The sequence below is a fragment of the Amycolatopsis sp. NPDC041971 genome (assembly GCF_055588925.1).
The window spans coordinates 180,180-198,202 of record NZ_JBVJCE010000015.1 but is presented as its reverse complement, the minus strand read 5'-3'; the positions used below and the strand labels follow the sequence as shown (position 1 = coordinate 198,202).

Sequence of the window (18,023 nt, the reverse complement as noted above, 5' to 3'; positions counted from 1 at the left end):
GCCTCAGCGCGAGAACCAGCGCGACATACAGGAGTAGACGTGATCCAGCAGGAGTCGCGGCTTCGGGTTGCCGACAACACGGGCGCGAAGGAAATCCTTTGCATCCGCGTTCTCGGCGGCTCGGGGCGGCGCTACGCGGGCATCGGCGACATCATCGTCGCCACCGTGAAGGACGCCATGCCGGCTGCCGGCGTGAAGAAGGGTGACGTCGTCAAGGCCGTCATCGTTCGCACGCGCAAGGAGCGCCGTCGTCCGGACGGTTCTTACATCCGCTTCGACGAGAACGCTGCTGTGCTCATCAAGAACGACAATGAGCCCCGCGGCACCCGCATCTTCGGCCCGGTGGGCCGCGAGCTGCGCGACCGAAAGTTCATGAAGATCATTTCGCTCGCGCCGGAGGTGTTGTAGAGCATGAAGGTGAAGAAGGGCGACACGGTCGTCGTCATCGCCGGCAAGGACAAGGGTGCCAAGGGCAAGGTCATCCAGGCCTACCCCGAGCGCGAGCGCGTGCTGGTCGAAGGCGTGAACCGGATCAAGAAGCACACCCGGATCTCCCAGACCCAGCGCGGCGCGCAGTCCGGTGGCATCGTCACCCAGGAGGCGCCCATCCACGTCTCGAACGTGATGGTCGTCGACTCCGACGGCAAGCCGACTCGCATCGGCTACCGCATCGGCGAGGACGGCAAGAAGGTCCGGGTCGCGCGCCGGAACGGTAAGGACATCTGATCATGACCACCGCAGAGAAGATCGCCCCGCGCCTGAAGGTGCGGTACCGCGAGGAGATCAAGGGACAGCTCCAGGAGGAGTTCTCCTTCGAGAACGTCCACCAGATCCCGGGCGTCGTCAAGGTCGTCGTGAACATGGGTGTCGGTGACGCCGCCCGTGACAGCAAGCTGATCGAAGGCGCCATCCGCGACCTGGCTGCGATCACCGGGCAGAAGCCCGAGGTTCGCAAGGCCCGCAAGTCCATCGCGCAGTTCAAGCTGCGTGAGGGCCAGCCGATCGGCGCGCGCGTCACGCTGCGCGGCGACCGGATGTGGGAGTTCCTCGACCGGCTGCTGACCATCGCGCTTCCGCGTATCCGTGACTTCCGCGGGCTTTCGCCGAAGCAGTTCGACGGCAACGGCAACTACACGTTCGGTCTCAACGAGCAGTCGATGTTCCACGAGATCGACCCGGACGCCATCGACCGCCCGCGCGGTATGGACGTCACTGTCGTCACCACCGCCAACACCGACGACGAGGGCCGCGCGTTGCTTCGCAAGCTCGGCTTCCCGTTCAAGGAGAACTGAGTCGATGGCCAAGAAAGCACTGGTCCACAAGGCCGCGAAGACGCCGAAGTTCAAGGTTCGCGGTTACACGCGTTGCCAGCGATGCGGTCGCCCGCACTCGGTGTTCCGCAAGTTCGGACTCTGCCGGATCTGCCTTCGCGAGATGGCACACGCGGGCGAGCTGCCCGGCGTCCGCAAGTCCAGCTGGTAAGAGTCTTTTTTAACTCCCACTTCGCCACAGGCCTCGCGGTAGACGCAGGGAACCAGGGCGAGAAAGGTTGACAGGTCACCATGACGATGACCGACCCCATCGCAGACTTCTTGACCCGTCTGCGTAACGCGAACTCGGCTTATCACGACGAGGTCGTGCTTCCCCACTCGAAGATCAAGGCGAACATCGCCGAGATCCTCAAGCGCGAGGGCTACATCTCGGGTTACCGCGACGAGCCGGGCGAGAAGCACAAGAACCTCATCGTGGAGCTGAAGTACGGCCCCAACCGTGAGCGCAGCATCGCCGGCCTTCGCCGCGTGTCCAAGCCCGGCCTGCGGGTCTACGCAAAATCGACCGAACTGCCGTCGGTTCTCGGTGGCCTCGGCGTCGCGATCATCTCGACGTCGTCCGGCCTCCAGACCGACCGTCAGGCCAAGCGCAACAGCGTGGGCGGCGAAGTCCTCGCCTACGTCTGGTAAGGAAGGGGGCACAGACATGTCACGCATTGGAAAGCTGCCGGTCGCCGTCCCCTCCGGGGTCGAGGTGACCATCGATGGTCAGCACATTCAGGTCAAGGGGCCCAAGGGCACTCTTGAGCACACCATCGCCGAGCCGATCACCGTGGAGCGCGCCGAGGACGGCACGCTGCAGGTGAAGCGGCCCGACGAGGAGCGCACCAGCCGTGCCCTGCACGGTCTCACCCGGACGCTGGTCAACAACCTCGTCGTCGGTGTGACCACGGGCTACGAGAAGAAGCTAGAAATCCACGGTGTCGGTTACCGCGTGCAGGCCAAGGGCTCGGACCTCGAGTTCGCCCTCGGCTACAGCCACCCGGTGAAGATCGAGGCCCCGGAAGGCATCACCTTCAAGGTCGAGACCCCCACCCGGTTCTCGGTCTCGGGCATCGACAAGCAGAAGGTCGGCCAGATCGCCGCGGTCATCCGCAAGCTGCGCCGCCCGGACCCGTACAAGGGCAAGGGCCTGCGCTACGAGGGTGAGAAGATCCGCCGCAAGGTCGGAAAGACGGGTAAGTGATCATGAGCGACACGACTACGAAGCGCAAGCCGGTCGGCAGGGACATCTCGACCCGCCGCCGCGTCGCGAAGGCCCGTCGGCACTTCCGCCTTCGCAAGAAGATCAACGGCACCGACCAGCGTCCGCGCCTGGTCGTCAAGCGTTCGTCGCGGCACATCGCCGTGCAGCTGATCGACGACCTCGCCGGCAAGACCCTGGCGTCGGCGTCCACCCTCGAGGCGGACGTCCGCGCGCTCGACGGCGACAAGAAGGCCAAGGCCGCGAAGGTCGGGGAGCTTGTCGCCAACCGCGCCAAGAACGCCGGTGTCTCGACCGTGGTGTTCGACCGTGGCGGTAACGCCTACCACGGCCGCATCGCCGCACTGGCCGACGCCGCCCGTGAAGCGGGGTTGGAATTCTGATGCAGATGCTCGTGAATGGAAGGAAAGCCTGATGCCGGGACGTACACGGCAATTCGGCGGCGGCCAGGGCGGACCCGGCGGGCAGGGCGGTAACGACCGCAATGAACGTCGTGGTGGCGGCCGGGATCGTCGCGACAGCGGCCGTGGCGGGGCCGGCCAGGACAAGACCCCGCACCTTGAGAAGGTCGTGACGATCAACCGCGTCGCCAAGGTCGTCAAGGGTGGTCGTCGCTTCAGCTTCACCGCCCTGGTGGTCGTCGGTGACGGCGACGGTCAGGTCGGCGTCGGCTATGGCAAGGCCAAGGAAGTTCCCGCGGCCATCGCCAAGGGCGTCGAGGAAGCGAAGAAGAACTTCTTCCGCGTTCCCCGCGTCGGCGGCACCATTCCCCACCCGATCCAGGGTGAGGAAGCCGCCGGTGTCGTGCTCCTGCGTCCGGCGTCCGCTGGTACCGGAGTCATCGCCGGTGGCCCGGTCCGCGCGGTCCTGGAGTGCGCGGGTGTCCACGACGTGCTGTCGAAGTCGCTCGGCTCCGACAACGCGATCAACATCGTGCACGCGACCGTGGCGGCCCTGAAGGGTCTGCAGCGTCCCGAAGAGGTCGCGGCCCGCCGCGGTCTCCCGCTCGAGGACGTCGCACCGGCTCGGATGCTGCGCCAGCGTGCGGGTCAGGGGGTCTGACATGACTCAGCTCAAGGTGACCCAGGTCAAGAGCAAGATCGGCACCAAGCACAACCACCGTGAATCGCTGCGTACCCTCGGGCTGCGCAAGATCCGGCAGTCTGTGGTGCGTGAAGACACCCCCCAGGTTCGCGGCCTCATCCACACGGTCCGCCACTTGGTGGAGGTCGAGGAGGTCAAGGCATGACTGCCATCAAGATCCACCACCTTCGTCCGGCTCCGGGCTCGAAGCGCGAGAAGATGCGCGTCGGCCGTGGTGAAGGCTCGAAGGGCAAGACCGCCGGTCGCGGTACCAAGGGCACCAAGGCCCGGAAGAACGTGCCCGCCGGTTTCGAGGGCGGGCAGATGCCCATCCACATGCGGCTGCCGAAGCTGCGTGGCTTCAAGAACCGTTTCCGTACCGAGTACCAGCCGGTGAACCTGGGCGACATCGCCCGTGTCTTCCCGGAGGGTGGCAAGGTCGGCAACGAGGAGCTCGTCGCGAAGGGTCTTGTTCGCAAGAACAAGCTCGTGAAGGTGCTCGGCAACGGTGACCTGAACGGCGTCAAGCTGGACGTCACCGCCGATGCCTTCTCCGGCTCCGCCAAGGAGAAGCTCTCCGCCGCCGGTGGCTCCGCCACCACGCTCTGAGCCTTCTTCGCTCGCTTCATCGAAAGGCCCGCCCGGCTCCGCCCGGCGGGCCTTTCGCTTGCGCTCCCCCCGTTCGCCTTTAGCGGGCTAAACGCGCTCCGCTGGTCGCCCAGGTGCCCACCGTCCAGGTCGCCTTTAGCCCCCTAATCGCGATCCGGCCTTTCCGGCGGATACCCGTGCCGACTTGCGTTTAGCCCCCTAATCGCGATCCTGGCGCGGGCAGCCCCTCGGGCCCCGAATCGCGTTTAGCGGGCTAAACGCGATCCGGACGAGGAGGCCGGAGCATGGCGGAGGGGTGCTTGAGCTGGAAGGATCGCGAGGTGGCCGTACCTCCAGGGCAAGATCCGCAGCCCCCTCAGCAGCCGGACGCCCTGCCGATGGTCGTATCGGTCTCAGGTCCCATGGCCCCTGCGGACGAGCGAGTGCGGTCCGACCGGCCCGAGCCCCGCAAGCTCATCGCAGCGGGCTTGGCCGCCCTGGCCCCGGTGCTGACCCTCGTAGGCTGCTTCTTCCCGCACTTCAAGACCGAACATCGGTTCGACCTCAATTCCAGCAACGAGATCATGATCGTGTTCGTACAGGGTGCTTGGGACACGACGGCGTATCAGAGCGGCCAGCCTGCCTTCACCACGTCAACGTCGCCTACCGGTATCCCGCTCCTGGTCGCCGCAGTGCTCCTGCTGGCAGCCACAGTCGTCAGTACGCGCGTCGCCGGGCGCCAACGTCCGGGAGCTTTGGACAGGTGGCTTACCACGATCGCGGCGGTGTTCCTCGCCGGAGTCGTCAGCAGCGTCGCCACGCTGGGGTCCGGACGCCAGCTGGGAGACGACATCAAGGTGGCCCTGACTCTCGAAGCGGGTATGTGGGCCCTCTTCGCCGCGGTCGTGGCCGCAGCGGGCGCGGCTGTCATGAGTCACCTCGTCCAGGAGGACGAGGTCCCGACGACCGATGACCCGAGCTTCGCGGATATGCCCACACCGAAGGACGGCATCTCCATCACGGTGCTTCCACCGGAGGCACAGCCGGCGACACCGGACTATTCAGCCTTCGCGCCTCCGCCGGAATCCGGCACAAAAGAGCGCGATTAGCCCGCTGAACGCGCTCGCGGCCGCCGATACGGTGGGGGAGGAGGTGGCCGATGACTTGGGTGGCGGTCTTTTTCGGAGCGGCGGTGCTCGTGGCTTTTACGCCAGGGGCGAACAATCTGCTCGGCTTGCACCACGGCATGACACAGGGGGCGTGGAAAGGGCTCGCCGGCCTGTTAGGCCGATTGGCCGCATTCACGGTGTTGATCGCGGCTGTCGCGGCAGGGCTCGGGCGGCTCCTCGCGGCCTCCGAACTTGCACTCACGGTGATCAAATGGGCGGGCGTCGCCTACCTGGTCTGGATCGGCGGGCGGCTGCTGTGGTCGACGTTCCGCAGCGGGCGAACCGCGCTGGTCCAGGGGCCGCAGGGGGCTGAATCCGTACCGGCGCCAAGGATCGCGAGGAAGGAATTCGTCGTCGCGATCACGAACCCGAAGGCGATCCTCATCTTCACCGCGTTCGTACCCCAGTTCATCGACGCAGCTCACGGCTCCTTTTCCAGTCAGATCGCGATCCTCGGTGCCGTCTACCTGCTCGCCGAGTTCGTCGCGGGCGCGACCTACATCGGGGCAGGCGCGCTCGTGAAGTCGTTCCGGCTGTCCCGCCGCGCGAGTCGCAACGTCGACCGCGGCACCGGCGTCGTGCTCCTCGGGATGGCGGGCGCGCTCGCCGCTTCGAGCTCCTGAATCCCTTCACTGATCACGATGCGTTCAGCGGGCTAAGTGCGATCCGGTGGTGCCAGGAAAGTGAGTAACGACAAGGCGATCTGTCAAGGTTCCGGAGCGAGAAGCGCGAGTCGATCAACCTCGCGGACCAACCTTCGTCCGGAAAACCCACACGCACTGCGGACACGTCCTGTGAAGCTGTTAGAGTCGGCGACACGCTTCGGGACGAGTGTGCCCCGAAGCGTTCCTGGCTTGTGCCAGAAAGCTGTGTGTTCCCGCCGGCCCCAGGCCGGCCAAGCCGATCGTCGGTAAGACAGCCGACGACGCCGAGGAGGTTCCCCGCGTGCTCAGCGCCTTCCGCTCGGCTCTAGCGACGCCGGATCTACGTAAGAAGATCCTGTTCACGCTAGCCATCGTCGCGGTCTACCGAATCGGTGCCACCATTCCGGCCCCGGGTATCTCGTATTCCGCCGTGCAGCAATGTACGGAGACCGGGTCGCAGGAGGGCGTCTATCAGCTGCTGAACCTGTTCAGTGGCGGCGCGCTGCTGCAGCTGTCGCTCTTCTCGACCGGCATCATGCCGTACATCACGGCGAGCATCATCGTCCAGCTCCTCACCGTGGTCATCCCGCGGTTCGAGGAACTGAAGAAGGAAGGCCAGGCCGGCCAGGGCAAGCTGACCCAGTACACCCGGTACCTGACGATCGCCCTCGCGGTCCTGCAGGCCACCGGTGTGGTGGCGCTCGCCGACCGCAAGCAGCTCTTCCCGCAGTGCGACACCGCGATCATCCCGGACAACAGCGTCTACACGCTGGCCATCATCGTCATCACGATGACCGCCGGTACCGCCGTCATGATGTGGCTGGGTGAGCTGATCACCGAGCGCGGCGTCGGCAACGGCATGTCCGTCCTCATCTTCCTGAACATCGCGGCCCGGATCCCGATCGAGGGTGGAAACATCCTCAGCAGCGCCGGCCCGGTGGTCTTCACCCTGATCTGTGTGTTCGGCCTGGTGATCATCGCCAGCGTCATCTTCGTCGAGCAGGGCCAGCGCCGGATCCCGGTGCAGTACGCCAAGCGCATGATCGGCCGTCGCATGTACGGCGGGACCTCGACCTACCTGCCGATCAAGGTGAACCAGGCCGGTGTCATCCCGGTCATCTTCGCCTCGTCGCTGCTCTACCTGCCGGACCTGATCAGCCGCCTCGTCGGTGATGCCAACAGCAACGCGGGCTGGCAGGTCTTCATCCAGAACTACATCGTCAACCAGTCCAGCTGGGCGCACGTCCTGCTGTACTTCGCGTTGATCATCTTCTTCACGTACTTCTACATCACGATCACGTTCAACGTGGACGAGCGTGCGGAAGAAATGAAGAAGTTCGGTGGCTTCATCCCGGGTATCCGCCCGGGTCGTCCCACCGCGGAGTACCTCAGCTACGTCCTCGGCCGCATCACCCTGCCGGGCTCGCTGTACCTGGGCATCATCGCGATCCTTCCGAACTTCTTCCTGTCCGTCACCGGCAGCGGGAACAACCAGAACTTCCCGTTCGGTGGCACGGCTGTGCTGATCATGGTCGGTGTCGGTCTCGACACCGTGAAGCAGATCGAAAGCCAGCTGATGCAACGTAACTACGAAGGGTTCTTGAAGTGACGCGCCTGGTTCTCGTCGGCCCTCCTGGCGCGGGCAAAGGTACTCAGGCGGTAGCACTGTCGGAGAAGCTCCGGATCCCGCACATCTCGACCGGCGATCTGTTCCGCGCCCACGTGGGGGAGCAGACGCCGCTGGGCCAGGAAGCCAAGCGCTACCTGGATTCCGGCGAACTCGTGCCCGACTCGGTCACGAACGAGATGGTGCGCGAGCGCCTCGCCGAACCCGACGCCAAGGTCGGTTTCCTGCTGGACGGGTTTCCTCGGAACACGAAGCAGGCTGACGTCCTCGGTGAGATCCTCGGTGAGGTCGACACCCAGCTGAACGCGGTCATCCAGCTCCAGGTCTCAGAAGACGTCGTCGTCGGGCGGCTGCTGTCCCGCGGTCGTTCGGACGACACCGAAGAGGTCATCCGCCGTCGTCAGCAGATTTACGTGTCCGAGACGGCTCCGCTGCTCGAGTACTACGCGGACGTCCTGGTCACCGTCGACGGCGTCGGCACGGTCGAGGAGATCTCCGCTCGCGTGCTGGAAGCGCTGCGCGACCGCACGTGAATCTCGGAGGACTGCGTGTACTGCAACGGCTTCGTCGTGGGCGCATGATCGAAATCAAGACCCCTGGCGAGCTCCAGGCGATGCGGGCCGCCGGATTGGTCGTCTGGCGCACCCTCACCGCGGTGCGCGAGATCGCCAAGCCGGGGGCGACCACGGCCGATCTCGACGAACTCGCCGAGCAGACGATCCGCGACGCCGGCGCGGTGCCCTCGTTCAAGGGCTATCATGGTTTTCCGGCGTCGATTTGCGCTTCGGTGAACGAGCAGGTCGTCCACGGCATCCCGTCGAAGACTCAGGTCCTGAACGACGGCGACATCATTTCGGTGGATTGCGGCGCCATTCTCGACGGCTGGCACGGCGACTCCGCGGTCACTCTCGCGATCGGTGAGGTGTCGAAGGCGGATCTGGCGCTTTCGGCGGCCACCGAGGCGGCGATGTGGGCGGGGATCGCCGCGGTGTCGGCCGGTGGCCGGCTCACGGACATCTCGCACGCGGTGGAGACCGCGGCCGAGAAGGCGAGCCAGGAAGACGGCATCGAGTACGGGATGATCGTCGAGTACGGCGGTCACGGCATCGGGCGCCAGATGCACATGGATCCGTTCTTGCCGAACCTGGGCAAACCGGGCAAGGGGCCGCGGCTCAAGACCGGCATGGCGCTCGCTATCGAGCCCATGCTGACCGGCGGCGGCGGTGAGACCGTCGAACTCGACGACGGGTGGACCGTCGTGACCGCGGACGGCTCGCGAGCCGCGCACTGGGAGCACACCGTCGCGATCACCGACGACGGCCCGTGGGTGCTGACCGCCCCCGAAGACGTCTGATCTCGGCCTCCCCGCTCCCGGATCGCGTTTAGCCCGCTAAACGCAAGTGCCCCCTGACCTGCGTTTAGCCCCCTAAACGCGATCGCCGGAGCGCGTTTAGCCCGCTAAAGGCGAACGCGCCCGGATCGCAGTTAGCCCGCTAAACGCGAGTCGCCCGCTAGCCGGCGCGATGCCTCGGGCGGCGTCGCCAGGGCGGTCGCCCGCCGGCCCCCATCGGGTGCACCTCGCCCGCAGTGCGCGCCAGGTCGCCAGCCTGCCGGATCGCGTTTAGCCCGCGAAACGCAGGTCGGCGAGGGCGTACGATGGTAGAGGTCGCATCAGGCGGACTCAGGGGTCACCTAACACAGTCACCCCCGGTTTGGGACTCACGACACGGGTTGCGTACACTGTCAAGTCGGTGTACTCATCGCGCCCGGAACCTGCGCGCTCGTGAATTCTCGCGAACGGACATTGGTCCCGGGTAGGAGTGTGCCGATGCACCACCCAGCCAAGCACTCAAGCTCTGACTGATAACACAGCGTAGCGACAGGAAATGCGGAGGACATGGGCAAGAAAGACGGGGCCATCGAGGTCGAAGGCCGCGTAGTCGAGCCGCTCCCCAACGCGATGTTCCGCGTCGAGTTGGAGAACGGCCACAAGGTCCTTGCACACATCAGCGGCAAGATGCGGCAGCACTACATCCGTATCCTGCCCGAGGACAGGGTTGTCGTGGAGCTCTCGCCCTACGACTTGTCTCGTGGTCGCATCGTCTACCGCTACAAGTGATCACGACGAGTTAGCACAAGCAGGAGAGCAGGAGACGTGAAGGTCCAGCCGAGCGTCAAGAAGATCTGCGACAAGTGCAAGGTGATCCGCCGTCACGGCCGGATCATGGTGATCTGCGAGAACCTGCGGCACAAGCAGCGGCAGGGCTGATCACTCGCACTCGTACAGAGTGGATTGACGGCTACACAATCTCCCCGCACCTGCCGGGCCGTGCGAACGGCCCGGTTCACCCCCGGACTTCAGGCCGGGGCCGGGACACCCGAAGCGCAAGCCAAGGGCACGACAGGCGAGTCGGTCCCGGGACCGGACGGGGAGCAGACCTGAAGATGAATTCTATGAAGGAGCATCAACGCCAATGGCACGACTCGCTGGCGTAGACCTCCCCCGCGAAAAGCGGTTGGAGATCGCGCTGACTTACATCTACGGCATCGGCCGTACCCGCTCGAAGCAGCTCATCGCGGCTGCCGAGCTCAACGCGGACACTCGCGTCAAGGATCTGAGCGATGACGACCTCGCCAAGCTGCGGGTCTACATCGAGGAGAACTTCAAGGTCGAGGGTGACCTTCGCCGCGAGGTGAACGCCGACATCCGTCGGAAGATCGAGATCGGGTGCTACGAGGGCCTTCGTTGGCGTCGCGGACTTCCCGTCCGTGGTCAGCGCACCAAGACGAACGCCCGCACCCGTAAGGGTCCGAAGAAGACGGTCGCCGGCAAGAAGAAGGCTGGCAAGAAGTGAGCGTCCAGGGCAAGAAGGTCGTGCAGATGGGCGGCGTCCGCCGTCGTGGCTCGGCTTGTGTCTCGCCCAAGGCGCTCTACGCCCGCCCGATGGCGCTCCGCAACCTGTACACCGACGCCGGTTCGATCATCCGGCGCGGCCAGGCCGAAGCGGTCGCCGCTCACCAAGAGAACGCGCGCTAACAGGAGAACCCTCAAAACATGCCACCGAAGTCTCGTACTGCGGCGGGGGCCAAGAAGGTCCGCCGTAAGGAAAAGAAGAATGTCGCGCACGGTCACGCGCACATCAAGAGCACCTTCAACAACACCATCGTCTCGATCACGGACCCGACCGGTGCCGTGATCGCGTGGGCGTCGAGTGGTCACGTGGGCTTCAAGGGCTCGCGTAAGTCCACCCCGTTCGCCGCGCAGATGGCCGCCGAGAGCGCTGCCCGCAAGGCTGCCGAGCACGGCATGAAGAAGGTCGACGTCTTCGTGAAGGGCCCGGGTTCGGGTCGCGAGACGGCGATCCGCTCGCTGCAGGCGGCCGGCCTCGAGGTCGGCACCATCCAGGACGTGACCCCGCAGCCTCACAACGGCTGCCGCCCGCCCAAGCGGCGCCGGGTCTGAGGAACGGGGAGGAGTAAGAAGAAATGGCTCGTTACACCGGCCCCGCGACGCGTATTTCGCGTCGCCTCAAGGTTGACCTCATCGGCGGCGACCAGGCTTTCGAGCGTCGCCCCTACCCGCCGGGCCAGCACGGCCGCGGGCGCATCAAGGAGTCCGAGTACCTCCTGCAGTCGCAGGAGAAGCAGAAGGCTCGCTACACCTACGGCGTTCTCGAGCGTCAGTTCGTCCGGTACTACAAGGAAGCCGTCCGGCGTCCGGGTAAGACCGGTGAGAACCTGCTGCAGATCCTCGAGTCCCGTCTGGACAACGTGATCTACCGCGCCGGCATCGCCCGCACCCGCCGTCAGGCGCGTCAGCTGGTGAGCCATGGCCACTTCGTGGTCAACGGCGTCAAGGTCAACGTGCCCTCGTACCAGGTCAGCAAGTGGGACATCATCGACGTGCGGCCGAAGTCGTTCGCGATGCTGCCCTTCGTCGCTGCCAAGGAGTCCTTCGGCGAGCGTCCCGTTCCCGCGTGGCTCCAGGTTGTTCCGTCCAACCTCCGGGTGCTGGTCCACCAGCTCCCGGAGCGCGCTCAGATCGACGTTCCGGTCCAGGAACAGCTGATCGTCGAGCTCTACTCGAAGTGATCCATCACCGGGCCGGGGAAACCCCGGCCCGGTGTGGGCACCGGCGGCGGCGCCCGGAGTGCGCCGCCGTTTCGCCATCCCTTTCGGTGTCATATGGCGGGCGCCGTTTGGAAAGGAATTAGGAAAGATGCTGATTTCCCAGCGGCCGGCTCTCGGCGAAGAGACGGTCAACGAGACCCGCTCCCGGTTCACCATCGAACCGCTGGAGCCCGGCTTCGGCTACACGCTCGGCAACTCGCTGCGTCGCACGCTGCTGTCGTCCATTCCGGGCGCGGCCGTGACGAGCATCCGCATCGACGGCGTGCTGCACGAGTTCACCACCGTTCCCGGGGTGAAGGAAGACGTCACCGACATCATCCTGAACCTCAAGGAGCTCGTGGTCTCCTCGGAAGAGGACGAGCCGGTCACCATGTACCTGCGCAAGCAGGGCCCCGGTGAGGTCACCGCCGCCGACATCGTGCCCCCGGCCGGTGTCACCGTGCACAACCCGGATCTGCACATCGCGTCGCTGAACGGCAAGGGCAAGCTCGAGATCGAGCTCGTCGTCGAGCGCGGCCGCGGTTACGTTCCGGCCCTGCAGAACAAGCAGGCGGGCGCGGAGATCGGCCGGATCCCGGTCGACTCCATCTACTCCCCGGTGCTGAAGGTGACGTACAAGGTAGAGGCGACCCGTGTCGAGCAGCGCACCGACTTCGACAAGCTGATCCTGGACGTGGAGACGAAGCCGTCGATCACGCCGCGGGACGCTGTCGCGTCGGCCGGTAAGACGCTGGTGGAGCTGTTCGGTCTCGCGCGCGAGCTGAACGTCGACGCCGAAGGCATCGAGATCGGCCCGTCGCCGCAGGAGGCGGACACCATCGCCGCCTACGCGATGCCGATCGAGGACCTGGACCTCACCGTCCGGTCGTACAACTGCCTCAAGCGCGAGGGCATCCACACCGTCGGCGAACTGGTCTCGCGCAGCGAGGCCGACCTGCTGGACATCCGCAACTTCGGTGCGAAGTCGATCGACGAGGTCAAGCTCAAGCTCGTCGGTCTCGGCCTCGCGCTGAAGGACAGCCCGCCCGGGTTCGACCCGACCGCGGCCGCGGCCAGCTACGACGGTGAAGGCTGGTCCGAGGGCGTCGACAGCATCACGGACGGAATTTCGGACAATGGCCACGACGATGGCCAGGACTACGCAGAGACGGAGCAGCTGTAAGGCCAGCTTCGGCTCCCTCACCGGTAGGGGTGGGGGAGCCCCGGCCTCCAGCTGTGAGCTGAACGAGGAGAACCGATGCCCACCCCCACAAAGGGACCCCGTCTCGGCGGGTCGCCCGCGCACGAACGGCTGATCCTGGCCAACCTGGCCACCCAGCTGTTCGAGCACGGCAAGATCACGACGACCGAGGCGAAGGCCCGGCGGGTGCGCCCGCTGGCCGAAAAGCTGATCACGAAGGCGAAGCGGGGCGACCTGCACAACCGTCGTCAGATTCAGCGCATCGTGCGCGACAAGGACGTCGTGCACAAGCTGATCGCCGAGATCGGTCCGTTCTTCGCGGAGCGTCCGGGTGGCTACACCCGGATCACCAAGACGATGGCGCGTAAGGGCGACAACGCCCCCATGGCCGTCATCGAGCTGGTGGCCGAGAAGACCGTCACCGCCGAGGCCGAGGCCGCGCGCAAGACGAAGTTCGCCAAGGACGAGCCGAAGGCTGCCGCCCCGGCCGCCGAGGAGACCACCGAAGCCCCTGAGGTTGCCGACACGGCCGCCACCGAGGCTCCGGAGGCCACCGAGGCTCCCGCCGCAGACGAGGCCGCTGAGGCCCCCGCCGCGGACGCGGACAGCAAGAAGGACTGACGTCCTGACGGTACCGAACACCCCGGACGAGCCCGCCACTCCCACTGCGGAGGGCGGGCTCGTTCGTCTGCGTCTGGATGTCGCCTACGACGGCACCGACTTCTCCGGCTGGGCGCGGCAGCCCGGGCGGCGCACGGTGCAGGGAGCCCTCGAAGAGGCGCTCGCGAAGCAGCCTCCAGGAGCATCGGTCCCGAAGTCCGTCGTCGTCGCCGGCCGCACCGATGCCGGTGTGCACGCGTCCGGCCAGGTGGTCCACGTCGACGTGTCGCCTTTAGCGGGCAAAACGCGATCCGGTCGTCTGGAACTGGACGAGCAGGGCATCCCTGACCTGGGACGGATGCGTCACCGGTGGAATCGGTACCTGCCGGGGGACGTGCGGGTGTTGGACGCACGGATCGCGGCGCCTGGGTTCGACGCGCGATTCTCGGCCGTGCGGCGTCACTACCTTTACCGTGTTTCGGACGCGCCATGGGGCGTGGATCCGTTGCGGCGTCACGACATCCTGGCCTGGACCCGTCCGCTCTCCGTCGAAGCTATGAACGAGGCGTCGTCGGCTCTCATAGGGCTTCAGGACTTCGCGGCCTTCTGTAAGCAGCGTGAAGGCGGGACGACCATTCGCGAGCTGCAGCGGCTCGACTGGCGGCGGACCGGACCACACGCGGTCGAGGTCGCCGTCTCCGCCGACGCGTTCTGTCATTCGATGGTGCGCAGTCTGGTGGGGGCACTGCTCTTGGTCGGTGACGGCCGTCGTCCGCTCGATTGGCCTGGCGACGTTCTGGAGAGCCGGACGCGTGACAGCGCTGTCGCTCCCGCACACGGCTTGACGCTGATGGCCGTCGACTACCCGCCGGACGCCGAACTCGCCGTCCGCGCGGATCAAACGCGGGCCATGCGCACCTCCTCCTGATCCGGCGGCGGCGCAGTTAGCGGGCTAAACGCGCTGCGGCGGGCCTGCCAGACGGCCTCGACGATGCCTTTGAAGTCGTTCGCCAGGTCCTCCGCGGTGACGATGACGAAACGCCAGCCCTCGGCCTCTGCCCGTCTTCGGCGTCTGCGATCGTGGGCTTGTTGCTTCGGCGTGTTGTGCCATCGGCCGTCGTATTCGATGGCGACCCGGTAACTCTCGTCCCCGAGGTCGAGACGAGCGACGAAATGACCCGTTCGGGAGAAGACCTCGAACTGAGGTGTTGCCGTAATGCCGCCGGCGGCCAGCACGATGCGCAGTTCCGATTCCGGGGGCGACTCCGCGCGAGGGTCGGACAGGCGTAAAGCGTGCCTGGCCAAGCGGATTCCCCGATTGCGGCGACCGTAGAACTCTCTGTTGAGGTGCAGATCGGTCAGTTTCTCGGCCCTCATGAACTGGTCCAGATCGGGGACGCCGATGCGGAGACGTCGTATCCACCCGGATTTGCGAGGAGAAAGCCGGAGGAGCAGGTCCAGTGCGATTCGGCTTCTCCGCGCGATGCGAATGCCGTTCCACGGCCTCGATTCTTCGGGTTTGACCTCGGTACGTCGAATCTTGATACCGACTATCGGCCCGAAGCGTTGTTTCTCCGGTACGACCATCTCGACCGGATCATGGGGTTTGGCCAGCTCGACGCCCTGGACGGTCGCGGCCGATCGCCCGGTCAGCACGGCTTCCGGAGGCGCCAGTAACGCGGCCCCGCGGCAACGCAGTTCATGCGTGACCTCGACGTCAGCGCGCGTGTAGACGTCCTGGAACAGCCGCCGGACGCTCGGGCCACGGAGGCGGCTGGCCGTGATCAGGCCTGCCTTGCGCGCCTCTGAGCCGCGGAAGACGTCGGGGAGATGAGATGAATCGAAAGGTTTGGTCATACCGACACGGTGATCGACAAGACCGACAACACATGGCCGTCACTGCCTCTGAGGGGCGAATTATCCACAACCCCCGGCTTATCCACAGCCTGCGCGATTCCCTCTTGACGCCGAAACCCCACGCCCAGGTCGCCTTTAGCGGCCTAAAGGCGACGCCCGGCGGACGCAAACGGGGGCACTGTCCGATATGGACAGTGCCCCCGCGGAGCGCGATTAGCCCGCTAAAGTCGCCGCGTCGGGTTAGTCGCCGCGGCGTACGGGGCCCAGGAGCTGCTGCTCTTTCGCCGTGGTGACCAAGCGAAGAGGGCGCCAGAGGTTCCGGCCCAGAGCGACGACCTGGTCGTCCTTCAACGTCGTGAGCTGCTTCATCATCTGGGGCGGGAGCCGCCAGATCCGTGCGGCCAGTTCCGCCTGGCCCGGCGGGAGCCGCTGCATCAGCACGAGGTCGGCCGCGTTCGCGGTCGCCCCGGCCTGCGGGTGCAGGTACGGCAGCACGTAGACCGTCGTCTGCCACGGCGACCGCGGCGGGAACAGGTCCTGCGGGGTCGGGCCCCCGTCGGTCACCACCAGCAGTGGCGCGTCCTCGGACGGGCGCGGGAGGTCCACCGGCGACAGCCGCCGGATCTGCACCAGCGGCGAAGGCCTGCCGTTGGGCTGATTTCCCGCCGCCTGCGGAAGAACCTGCCACGCGGCCGGACGCCCGGTCGCCACGACGACCCACGCCCCGACCGCCATCGCCCGCAGTGCCACCTGACGAGCCAGGTACAGGCCGCCGACCAGCACGATCCGGGTCGGCGTCGAGCGCAGCGCGGAAATCGTCAGCGGCTCACCTTTGAGCCCGGAGCCGAGGACGATGCCGCCTCGGTCACCGGACGGGCTGATCGCGTCGAGCATCGCCGGGTCGACGGTGAATTCCGGGGCGACACCGGCGCTCTGGCCGGCGTCGCGCATGCGGGTGCTCATGCGGTGCCTCCGATCGGCAATGTCGCGGAGAACCCGGAGATCTGCAGGCCGCGCAGCGGCGTCAACGCCACTCCGAGCCGGTCCGAGATGCCCTGCAGCCGCTGGTCGGCCGCGTCCAGTTCACGCGGGTTCCGCGCGCTCAGGCGAACGATCCCCCGCAGGCCGATCTTGCCTTCGTCCGCGGACGGCGAGATCGACATCGCCACCGTCGCCGACAGCGCGCGGACACTGGTCAGCGCGTTCAGGCTGCCGCTGATCTTGCCCTTCGGCCAGCTGGTGATCGCGTAGCTCGCGTGCCCGATGCCCGCCGCGGTGACGCCGGTCCAGCGCTCCTGCAGGCCGACCTTGCCCTGCGAGCCGGCGACCGCGGTCAGCTCCGCGGCCGAGATGCTGGACCGCAGCAACTCGTCCGGATCGAGCGGCCGCGTCGGCACACCTTGCGACTCCAAGGCGTTGCGCACCCGCGACAGCGCGCCGATCAGCGCGCGATGCGCACCGACGACGCCGCCGCCACGTTCGCGGATGGCGGCCGGGCACCGGCGCGGGTCGAGCCGGATGGCGACCCAGGTCGTCCGCCGCGCGGCCGCGGGAAGCGGGCCGAGCACCTCCATGTAAGAGCTGAGGGCCGGCGAGTCCGACGGAAGCGCGGCGCTGCCCGGGTAGCAGTGCCAGATCATCTGGATCGAGTCGAGGACCACACCGCGGTCTTCGAGGCATGGCGCGAGCGCGGACAGCGGCAGGCTCGGCGCGCCACCCGCCTGGGTGATCAGCCCGGGCGCGGGTTCGACGAGCAGGACGGCGGTCCACGTCCCGTCGTTCCACGCGAGGCCGACCTGCTGACGTTCGTGGTCCACGCCGTGCGCGACGACGAGATCGGGAACGGCGAGGCGAAGCAGGTTCACGCGGGCGTCGTCAGGGCCGGTGACGGCGTCCTCTTCGGCGGCGAGCGACTCGATGCTGCTCGGCGGAAGCGGATTCGCCACACGGTCGTGTGAACGGAACATGTACCGCATGGTGAGGCCGGCCCACTGGGTGAACCAGCGGCCGCCCCAGCGCAGGAACGCGACGATGATCGCGACCGCGAGTACGCCGATCGCGACGTACTTGAGCTTCATGTTGATCGCGAGCAGGACGAGGCCGATCGCGAGCCCGAGTTCGAGCACGACCAGATTCGCCACCGGCAGGGGGCCGAGGTTGATCCCACCGGTCCGGCGCCGCGTGGGCGCGGCGATCCGTGCCGCCGGAGCGGGCGGAGGGCCGGACTGCGGGCCGGGGCCGCCGGACGGAGGGCCGCCCGGGCCACCCGGCCCACCGGGACCCCCTGGCCCACCGGGACCCTTGGGTCCTCCAGGACCACCGGGGCCGCCAGGACCCTGCGGTCCGCCAGGCCCTCCAGGTCCGCCTGGGCCACCGGGACCGCGAGGAACTCCGGGACCTCCCGGGCCGCCGGCCGGGCCGCCAGGACCACCCGGTCTGCCGGGCCTTGGCGGCGGCCCCGGCGGACGACCAGGAGGTTGCGGCCCCGGAGGGCCGGGCGGACGTGGAGGAGTGGTGACGGACATCCGCGCTTTCTCTTCCCCTCGTGCGTGCTGCGTACCCGGAAAGCCGGTCCCGAGGAACTTGACACTAGCTGGAGTTGGTAGAAA

The 18,023-nt window shown here is 66.8% G+C and carries 27 protein-coding genes; 24 read left to right on the top strand and 3 right to left on the bottom strand.

Going from position 1 to position 18,023, the window contains the following annotated elements; translation table 11 throughout:
* Window positions 1-39 precede the first annotated feature (39 nt).
* The 24 genes from rplN to truA all read left to right on the top strand — a co-directional run bounded on the left by rplN (window position 40) and on the right by truA (window position 14,485).
* Complete coding sequence (gene rplN, locus ACZ6DT_RS27730) at window positions 40-408, top strand: 50S ribosomal protein L14 (RefSeq protein ID WP_005166785.1); 369 nt, start codon at window positions 40-42, stop codon at window positions 406-408.
* Window positions 409-411: 3 nt separating this feature from the next.
* Window positions 412-726, top strand: coding sequence for a 50S ribosomal protein L24 (rplX, locus tag ACZ6DT_RS27725; protein WP_465600465.1), 315 nt, complete (start codon window positions 412-414; stop codon window positions 724-726).
* Window positions 727-728: 2 nt separating this feature from the next.
* A complete protein-coding gene (gene rplE / locus ACZ6DT_RS27720; RefSeq protein WP_061979954.1) occupies window positions 729-1,292 on the top strand; it encodes a 50S ribosomal protein L5 in 564 nt (187 codons plus the stop codon).
* A gap of 4 nt (window positions 1,293-1,296) precedes the next feature.
* Window positions 1,297-1,482, top strand: a complete 186-nt coding sequence (locus ACZ6DT_RS27715) for a type Z 30S ribosomal protein S14 (RefSeq protein WP_005166789.1) — start codon at window positions 1,297-1,299, stop codon at window positions 1,480-1,482.
* An 80-nt stretch (window positions 1,483-1,562) separates the two neighbouring features.
* Window positions 1,563-1,961, top strand: a complete 399-nt coding sequence (rpsH, locus tag ACZ6DT_RS27710; protein WP_005166791.1) for a 30S ribosomal protein S8 — start codon at window positions 1,563-1,565, stop codon at window positions 1,959-1,961.
* Window positions 1,962-1,977: 16 nt separating this feature from the next.
* Window positions 1,978-2,517 carry a 50S ribosomal protein L6 gene (gene rplF, locus ACZ6DT_RS27705; protein WP_465600463.1) on the top strand — a complete coding sequence of 180 codons (540 nt, stop codon included), beginning with the start codon at window positions 1,978-1,980 and terminating at the stop codon, window positions 2,515-2,517.
* 2 nt (window positions 2,518-2,519) lie between these two features.
* Complete coding sequence (gene rplR / locus ACZ6DT_RS27700; protein WP_465600460.1) at window positions 2,520-2,918, top strand: 50S ribosomal protein L18; 399 nt, start codon at window positions 2,520-2,522, stop codon at window positions 2,916-2,918.
* Window positions 2,919-2,949: 31 nt separating this feature from the next.
* On the top strand, window positions 2,950-3,597 hold the full coding sequence (gene rpsE / locus ACZ6DT_RS27695; RefSeq protein ID WP_076163010.1) for a 30S ribosomal protein S5: 648 nt from the start codon (window positions 2,950-2,952) through the stop codon (window positions 3,595-3,597).
* Between the two features lies 1 nt (window position 3,598).
* A complete protein-coding gene (gene rpmD, locus ACZ6DT_RS27690; RefSeq protein WP_076163011.1) occupies window positions 3,599-3,784 on the top strand; it encodes a 50S ribosomal protein L30 in 186 nt (61 codons plus the stop codon).
* Window positions 3,781-4,227, top strand: coding sequence for a 50S ribosomal protein L15 (gene rplO, locus ACZ6DT_RS27685; protein ID WP_125790071.1), 447 nt, complete (start codon window positions 3,781-3,783; stop codon window positions 4,225-4,227). The genes rpmD and rplO overlap by 4 nt, the downstream gene beginning before the upstream one ends.
* Window positions 4,228-4,694: 467 nt before the next feature.
* Window positions 4,695-5,315 carry a hypothetical protein gene (locus ACZ6DT_RS27680; RefSeq protein ID WP_465600457.1) on the top strand — a complete coding sequence of 207 codons (621 nt, stop codon included), beginning with the start codon at window positions 4,695-4,697 and terminating at the stop codon, window positions 5,313-5,315.
* A gap of 50 nt (window positions 5,316-5,365) precedes the next feature.
* A complete protein-coding gene (locus ACZ6DT_RS27675) occupies window positions 5,366-5,998 on the top strand; it encodes a LysE family translocator (RefSeq protein WP_465600454.1) in 633 nt (210 codons plus the stop codon).
* A 322-nt stretch (window positions 5,999-6,320) separates the two neighbouring features.
* Entirely contained in the window at window positions 6,321-7,628 is a 1,308-nt protein-coding gene (secY, locus tag ACZ6DT_RS27670; RefSeq protein ID WP_126733351.1) for a preprotein translocase subunit SecY, read from the top strand.
* Window positions 7,625-8,179, top strand: coding sequence for an adenylate kinase (locus tag ACZ6DT_RS27665; RefSeq protein WP_465600451.1), 555 nt, complete (start codon window positions 7,625-7,627; stop codon window positions 8,177-8,179). Before secY ends, ACZ6DT_RS27665 begins: the two co-directional genes overlap by 4 nt.
* Window positions 8,180-8,223: 44 nt before the next feature.
* Window positions 8,224-9,000, top strand: coding sequence for a type I methionyl aminopeptidase (gene map / locus ACZ6DT_RS27660; RefSeq protein WP_465600449.1), 777 nt, complete (start codon window positions 8,224-8,226; stop codon window positions 8,998-9,000).
* 543 nt (window positions 9,001-9,543) lie between these two features.
* On the top strand, window positions 9,544-9,765 hold the full coding sequence (gene infA, locus ACZ6DT_RS27655) for a translation initiation factor IF-1 (RefSeq protein ID WP_005166804.1): 222 nt from the start codon (window positions 9,544-9,546) through the stop codon (window positions 9,763-9,765).
* Window positions 9,766-9,801: 36 nt separating this feature from the next.
* Window positions 9,802-9,915 carry a 50S ribosomal protein L36 gene (gene rpmJ, locus ACZ6DT_RS27650; protein ID WP_004558882.1) on the top strand — a complete coding sequence of 38 codons (114 nt, stop codon included), beginning with the start codon at window positions 9,802-9,804 and terminating at the stop codon, window positions 9,913-9,915.
* A gap of 205 nt (window positions 9,916-10,120) precedes the next feature.
* Window positions 10,121-10,501: a 30S ribosomal protein S13 gene (gene rpsM, locus ACZ6DT_RS27645; protein ID WP_005166805.1), complete on the top strand. Its 381-nt coding sequence runs from the start codon at window positions 10,121-10,123 to the stop codon at window positions 10,499-10,501.
* On the top strand, window positions 10,498-10,683 hold the full coding sequence (locus ACZ6DT_RS27640) for a hypothetical protein (RefSeq protein ID WP_034304268.1): 186 nt from the start codon (window positions 10,498-10,500) through the stop codon (window positions 10,681-10,683). The genes rpsM and ACZ6DT_RS27640 overlap by 4 nt, the downstream gene beginning before the upstream one ends.
* An 18-nt stretch (window positions 10,684-10,701) precedes the next feature.
* Entirely contained in the window at window positions 10,702-11,109 is a 408-nt protein-coding gene (rpsK, locus tag ACZ6DT_RS27635; protein WP_020643222.1) for a 30S ribosomal protein S11, read from the top strand.
* Window positions 11,110-11,132: 23 nt separating this feature from the next.
* Complete coding sequence (gene rpsD / locus ACZ6DT_RS27630; RefSeq protein ID WP_037314696.1) at window positions 11,133-11,738, top strand: 30S ribosomal protein S4; 606 nt, start codon at window positions 11,133-11,135, stop codon at window positions 11,736-11,738.
* A 127-nt stretch (window positions 11,739-11,865) separates the two neighbouring features.
* Window positions 11,866-12,939, top strand: a complete 1,074-nt coding sequence (locus tag ACZ6DT_RS27625; RefSeq protein ID WP_005166811.1) for a DNA-directed RNA polymerase subunit alpha — start codon at window positions 11,866-11,868, stop codon at window positions 12,937-12,939.
* 75 nt (window positions 12,940-13,014) lie between these two features.
* Complete coding sequence (gene rplQ / locus ACZ6DT_RS27620; RefSeq protein WP_020633327.1) at window positions 13,015-13,578, top strand: 50S ribosomal protein L17; 564 nt, start codon at window positions 13,015-13,017, stop codon at window positions 13,576-13,578.
* Between the two features lie 73 nt (window positions 13,579-13,651).
* Complete coding sequence (gene truA / locus ACZ6DT_RS27615; protein WP_465600584.1) at window positions 13,652-14,485, top strand: tRNA pseudouridine(38-40) synthase TruA; 834 nt, start codon at window positions 13,652-13,654, stop codon at window positions 14,483-14,485.
* On the opposite strand, the gene ACZ6DT_RS27610 is transcribed toward truA, so the two are convergent.
* The 3 genes from ACZ6DT_RS27610 to eccE all read right to left on the bottom strand — a co-directional run bounded on the left by ACZ6DT_RS27610 (window position 14,455) and on the right by eccE (window position 17,555).
* On the bottom strand, window positions 14,455-15,414 hold the full coding sequence (locus tag ACZ6DT_RS27610) for an endonuclease domain-containing protein (RefSeq protein WP_465600445.1): 960 nt from the start codon (window positions 15,412-15,414) through the stop codon (window positions 14,455-14,457). The two genes, truA and ACZ6DT_RS27610, sit on opposite strands and share 31 nt — an antisense overlap.
* 240 nt (window positions 15,415-15,654) lie before the next feature.
* Window positions 15,655-16,377: a hypothetical protein gene (locus tag ACZ6DT_RS27605; protein ID WP_093938471.1), complete on the bottom strand. Its 723-nt coding sequence runs from the start codon at window positions 16,375-16,377 to the stop codon at window positions 15,655-15,657.
* Entirely contained in the window at window positions 16,374-17,555 is a 1,182-nt protein-coding gene (eccE, locus tag ACZ6DT_RS27600) for a type VII secretion protein EccE (RefSeq protein ID WP_465600442.1), read from the bottom strand. The genes ACZ6DT_RS27605 and eccE overlap by 4 nt, the downstream gene beginning before the upstream one ends.
* Window positions 17,556-18,023: the final 468 nt, after the last annotated feature.

Coding starts and splice junctions, on each gene's coding strand:
- rplX (WP_465600465.1), top strand. CDS start 412: ATGAAGGTGAAGAAGGGCGACACGGTCGTCGTCATCGCCGGCAAGGAC.
- rplE (WP_061979954.1), top strand. CDS start 729: ATGACCACCGCAGAGAAGATCGCCCCGCGCCTGAAGGTGCGGTACCGC.
- ACZ6DT_RS27715 (WP_005166789.1), top strand. CDS start 1,297: ATGGCCAAGAAAGCACTGGTCCACAAGGCCGCGAAGACGCCGAAGTTC.
- rpsH (WP_005166791.1), top strand. CDS start 1,563: ATGACGATGACCGACCCCATCGCAGACTTCTTGACCCGTCTGCGTAAC.
- rplF (WP_465600463.1), top strand. CDS start 1,978: ATGTCACGCATTGGAAAGCTGCCGGTCGCCGTCCCCTCCGGGGTCGAG.
- rplR (WP_465600460.1), top strand. CDS start 2,520: ATGAGCGACACGACTACGAAGCGCAAGCCGGTCGGCAGGGACATCTCG.
- rpsE (WP_076163010.1), top strand. CDS start 2,950: ATGCCGGGACGTACACGGCAATTCGGCGGCGGCCAGGGCGGACCCGGC.
- rpmD (WP_076163011.1), top strand. CDS start 3,599: ATGACTCAGCTCAAGGTGACCCAGGTCAAGAGCAAGATCGGCACCAAG.
- rplO (WP_125790071.1), top strand. CDS start 3,781: ATGACTGCCATCAAGATCCACCACCTTCGTCCGGCTCCGGGCTCGAAG.
- ACZ6DT_RS27675 (WP_465600454.1), top strand. CDS start 5,366: ATGACTTGGGTGGCGGTCTTTTTCGGAGCGGCGGTGCTCGTGGCTTTT.
- map (WP_465600449.1), top strand. CDS start 8,224: ATGATCGAAATCAAGACCCCTGGCGAGCTCCAGGCGATGCGGGCCGCC.
- infA (WP_005166804.1), top strand. CDS start 9,544: ATGGGCAAGAAAGACGGGGCCATCGAGGTCGAAGGCCGCGTAGTCGAG.
- rpsM (WP_005166805.1), top strand. CDS start 10,121: ATGGCACGACTCGCTGGCGTAGACCTCCCCCGCGAAAAGCGGTTGGAG.
- rpsK (WP_020643222.1), top strand. CDS start 10,702: ATGCCACCGAAGTCTCGTACTGCGGCGGGGGCCAAGAAGGTCCGCCGT.
- rpsD (WP_037314696.1), top strand. CDS start 11,133: ATGGCTCGTTACACCGGCCCCGCGACGCGTATTTCGCGTCGCCTCAAG.
- ACZ6DT_RS27625 (WP_005166811.1), top strand. CDS start 11,866: ATGCTGATTTCCCAGCGGCCGGCTCTCGGCGAAGAGACGGTCAACGAG.
- rplQ (WP_020633327.1), top strand. CDS start 13,015: ATGCCCACCCCCACAAAGGGACCCCGTCTCGGCGGGTCGCCCGCGCAC.
- ACZ6DT_RS27610 (WP_465600445.1), bottom strand. CDS start 15,414: ATGACCAAACCTTTCGATTCATCTCATCTCCCCGACGTCTTCCGCGGC.
- ACZ6DT_RS27605 (WP_093938471.1), bottom strand. CDS start 16,377: ATGAGCACCCGCATGCGCGACGCCGGCCAGAGCGCCGGTGTCGCCCCG.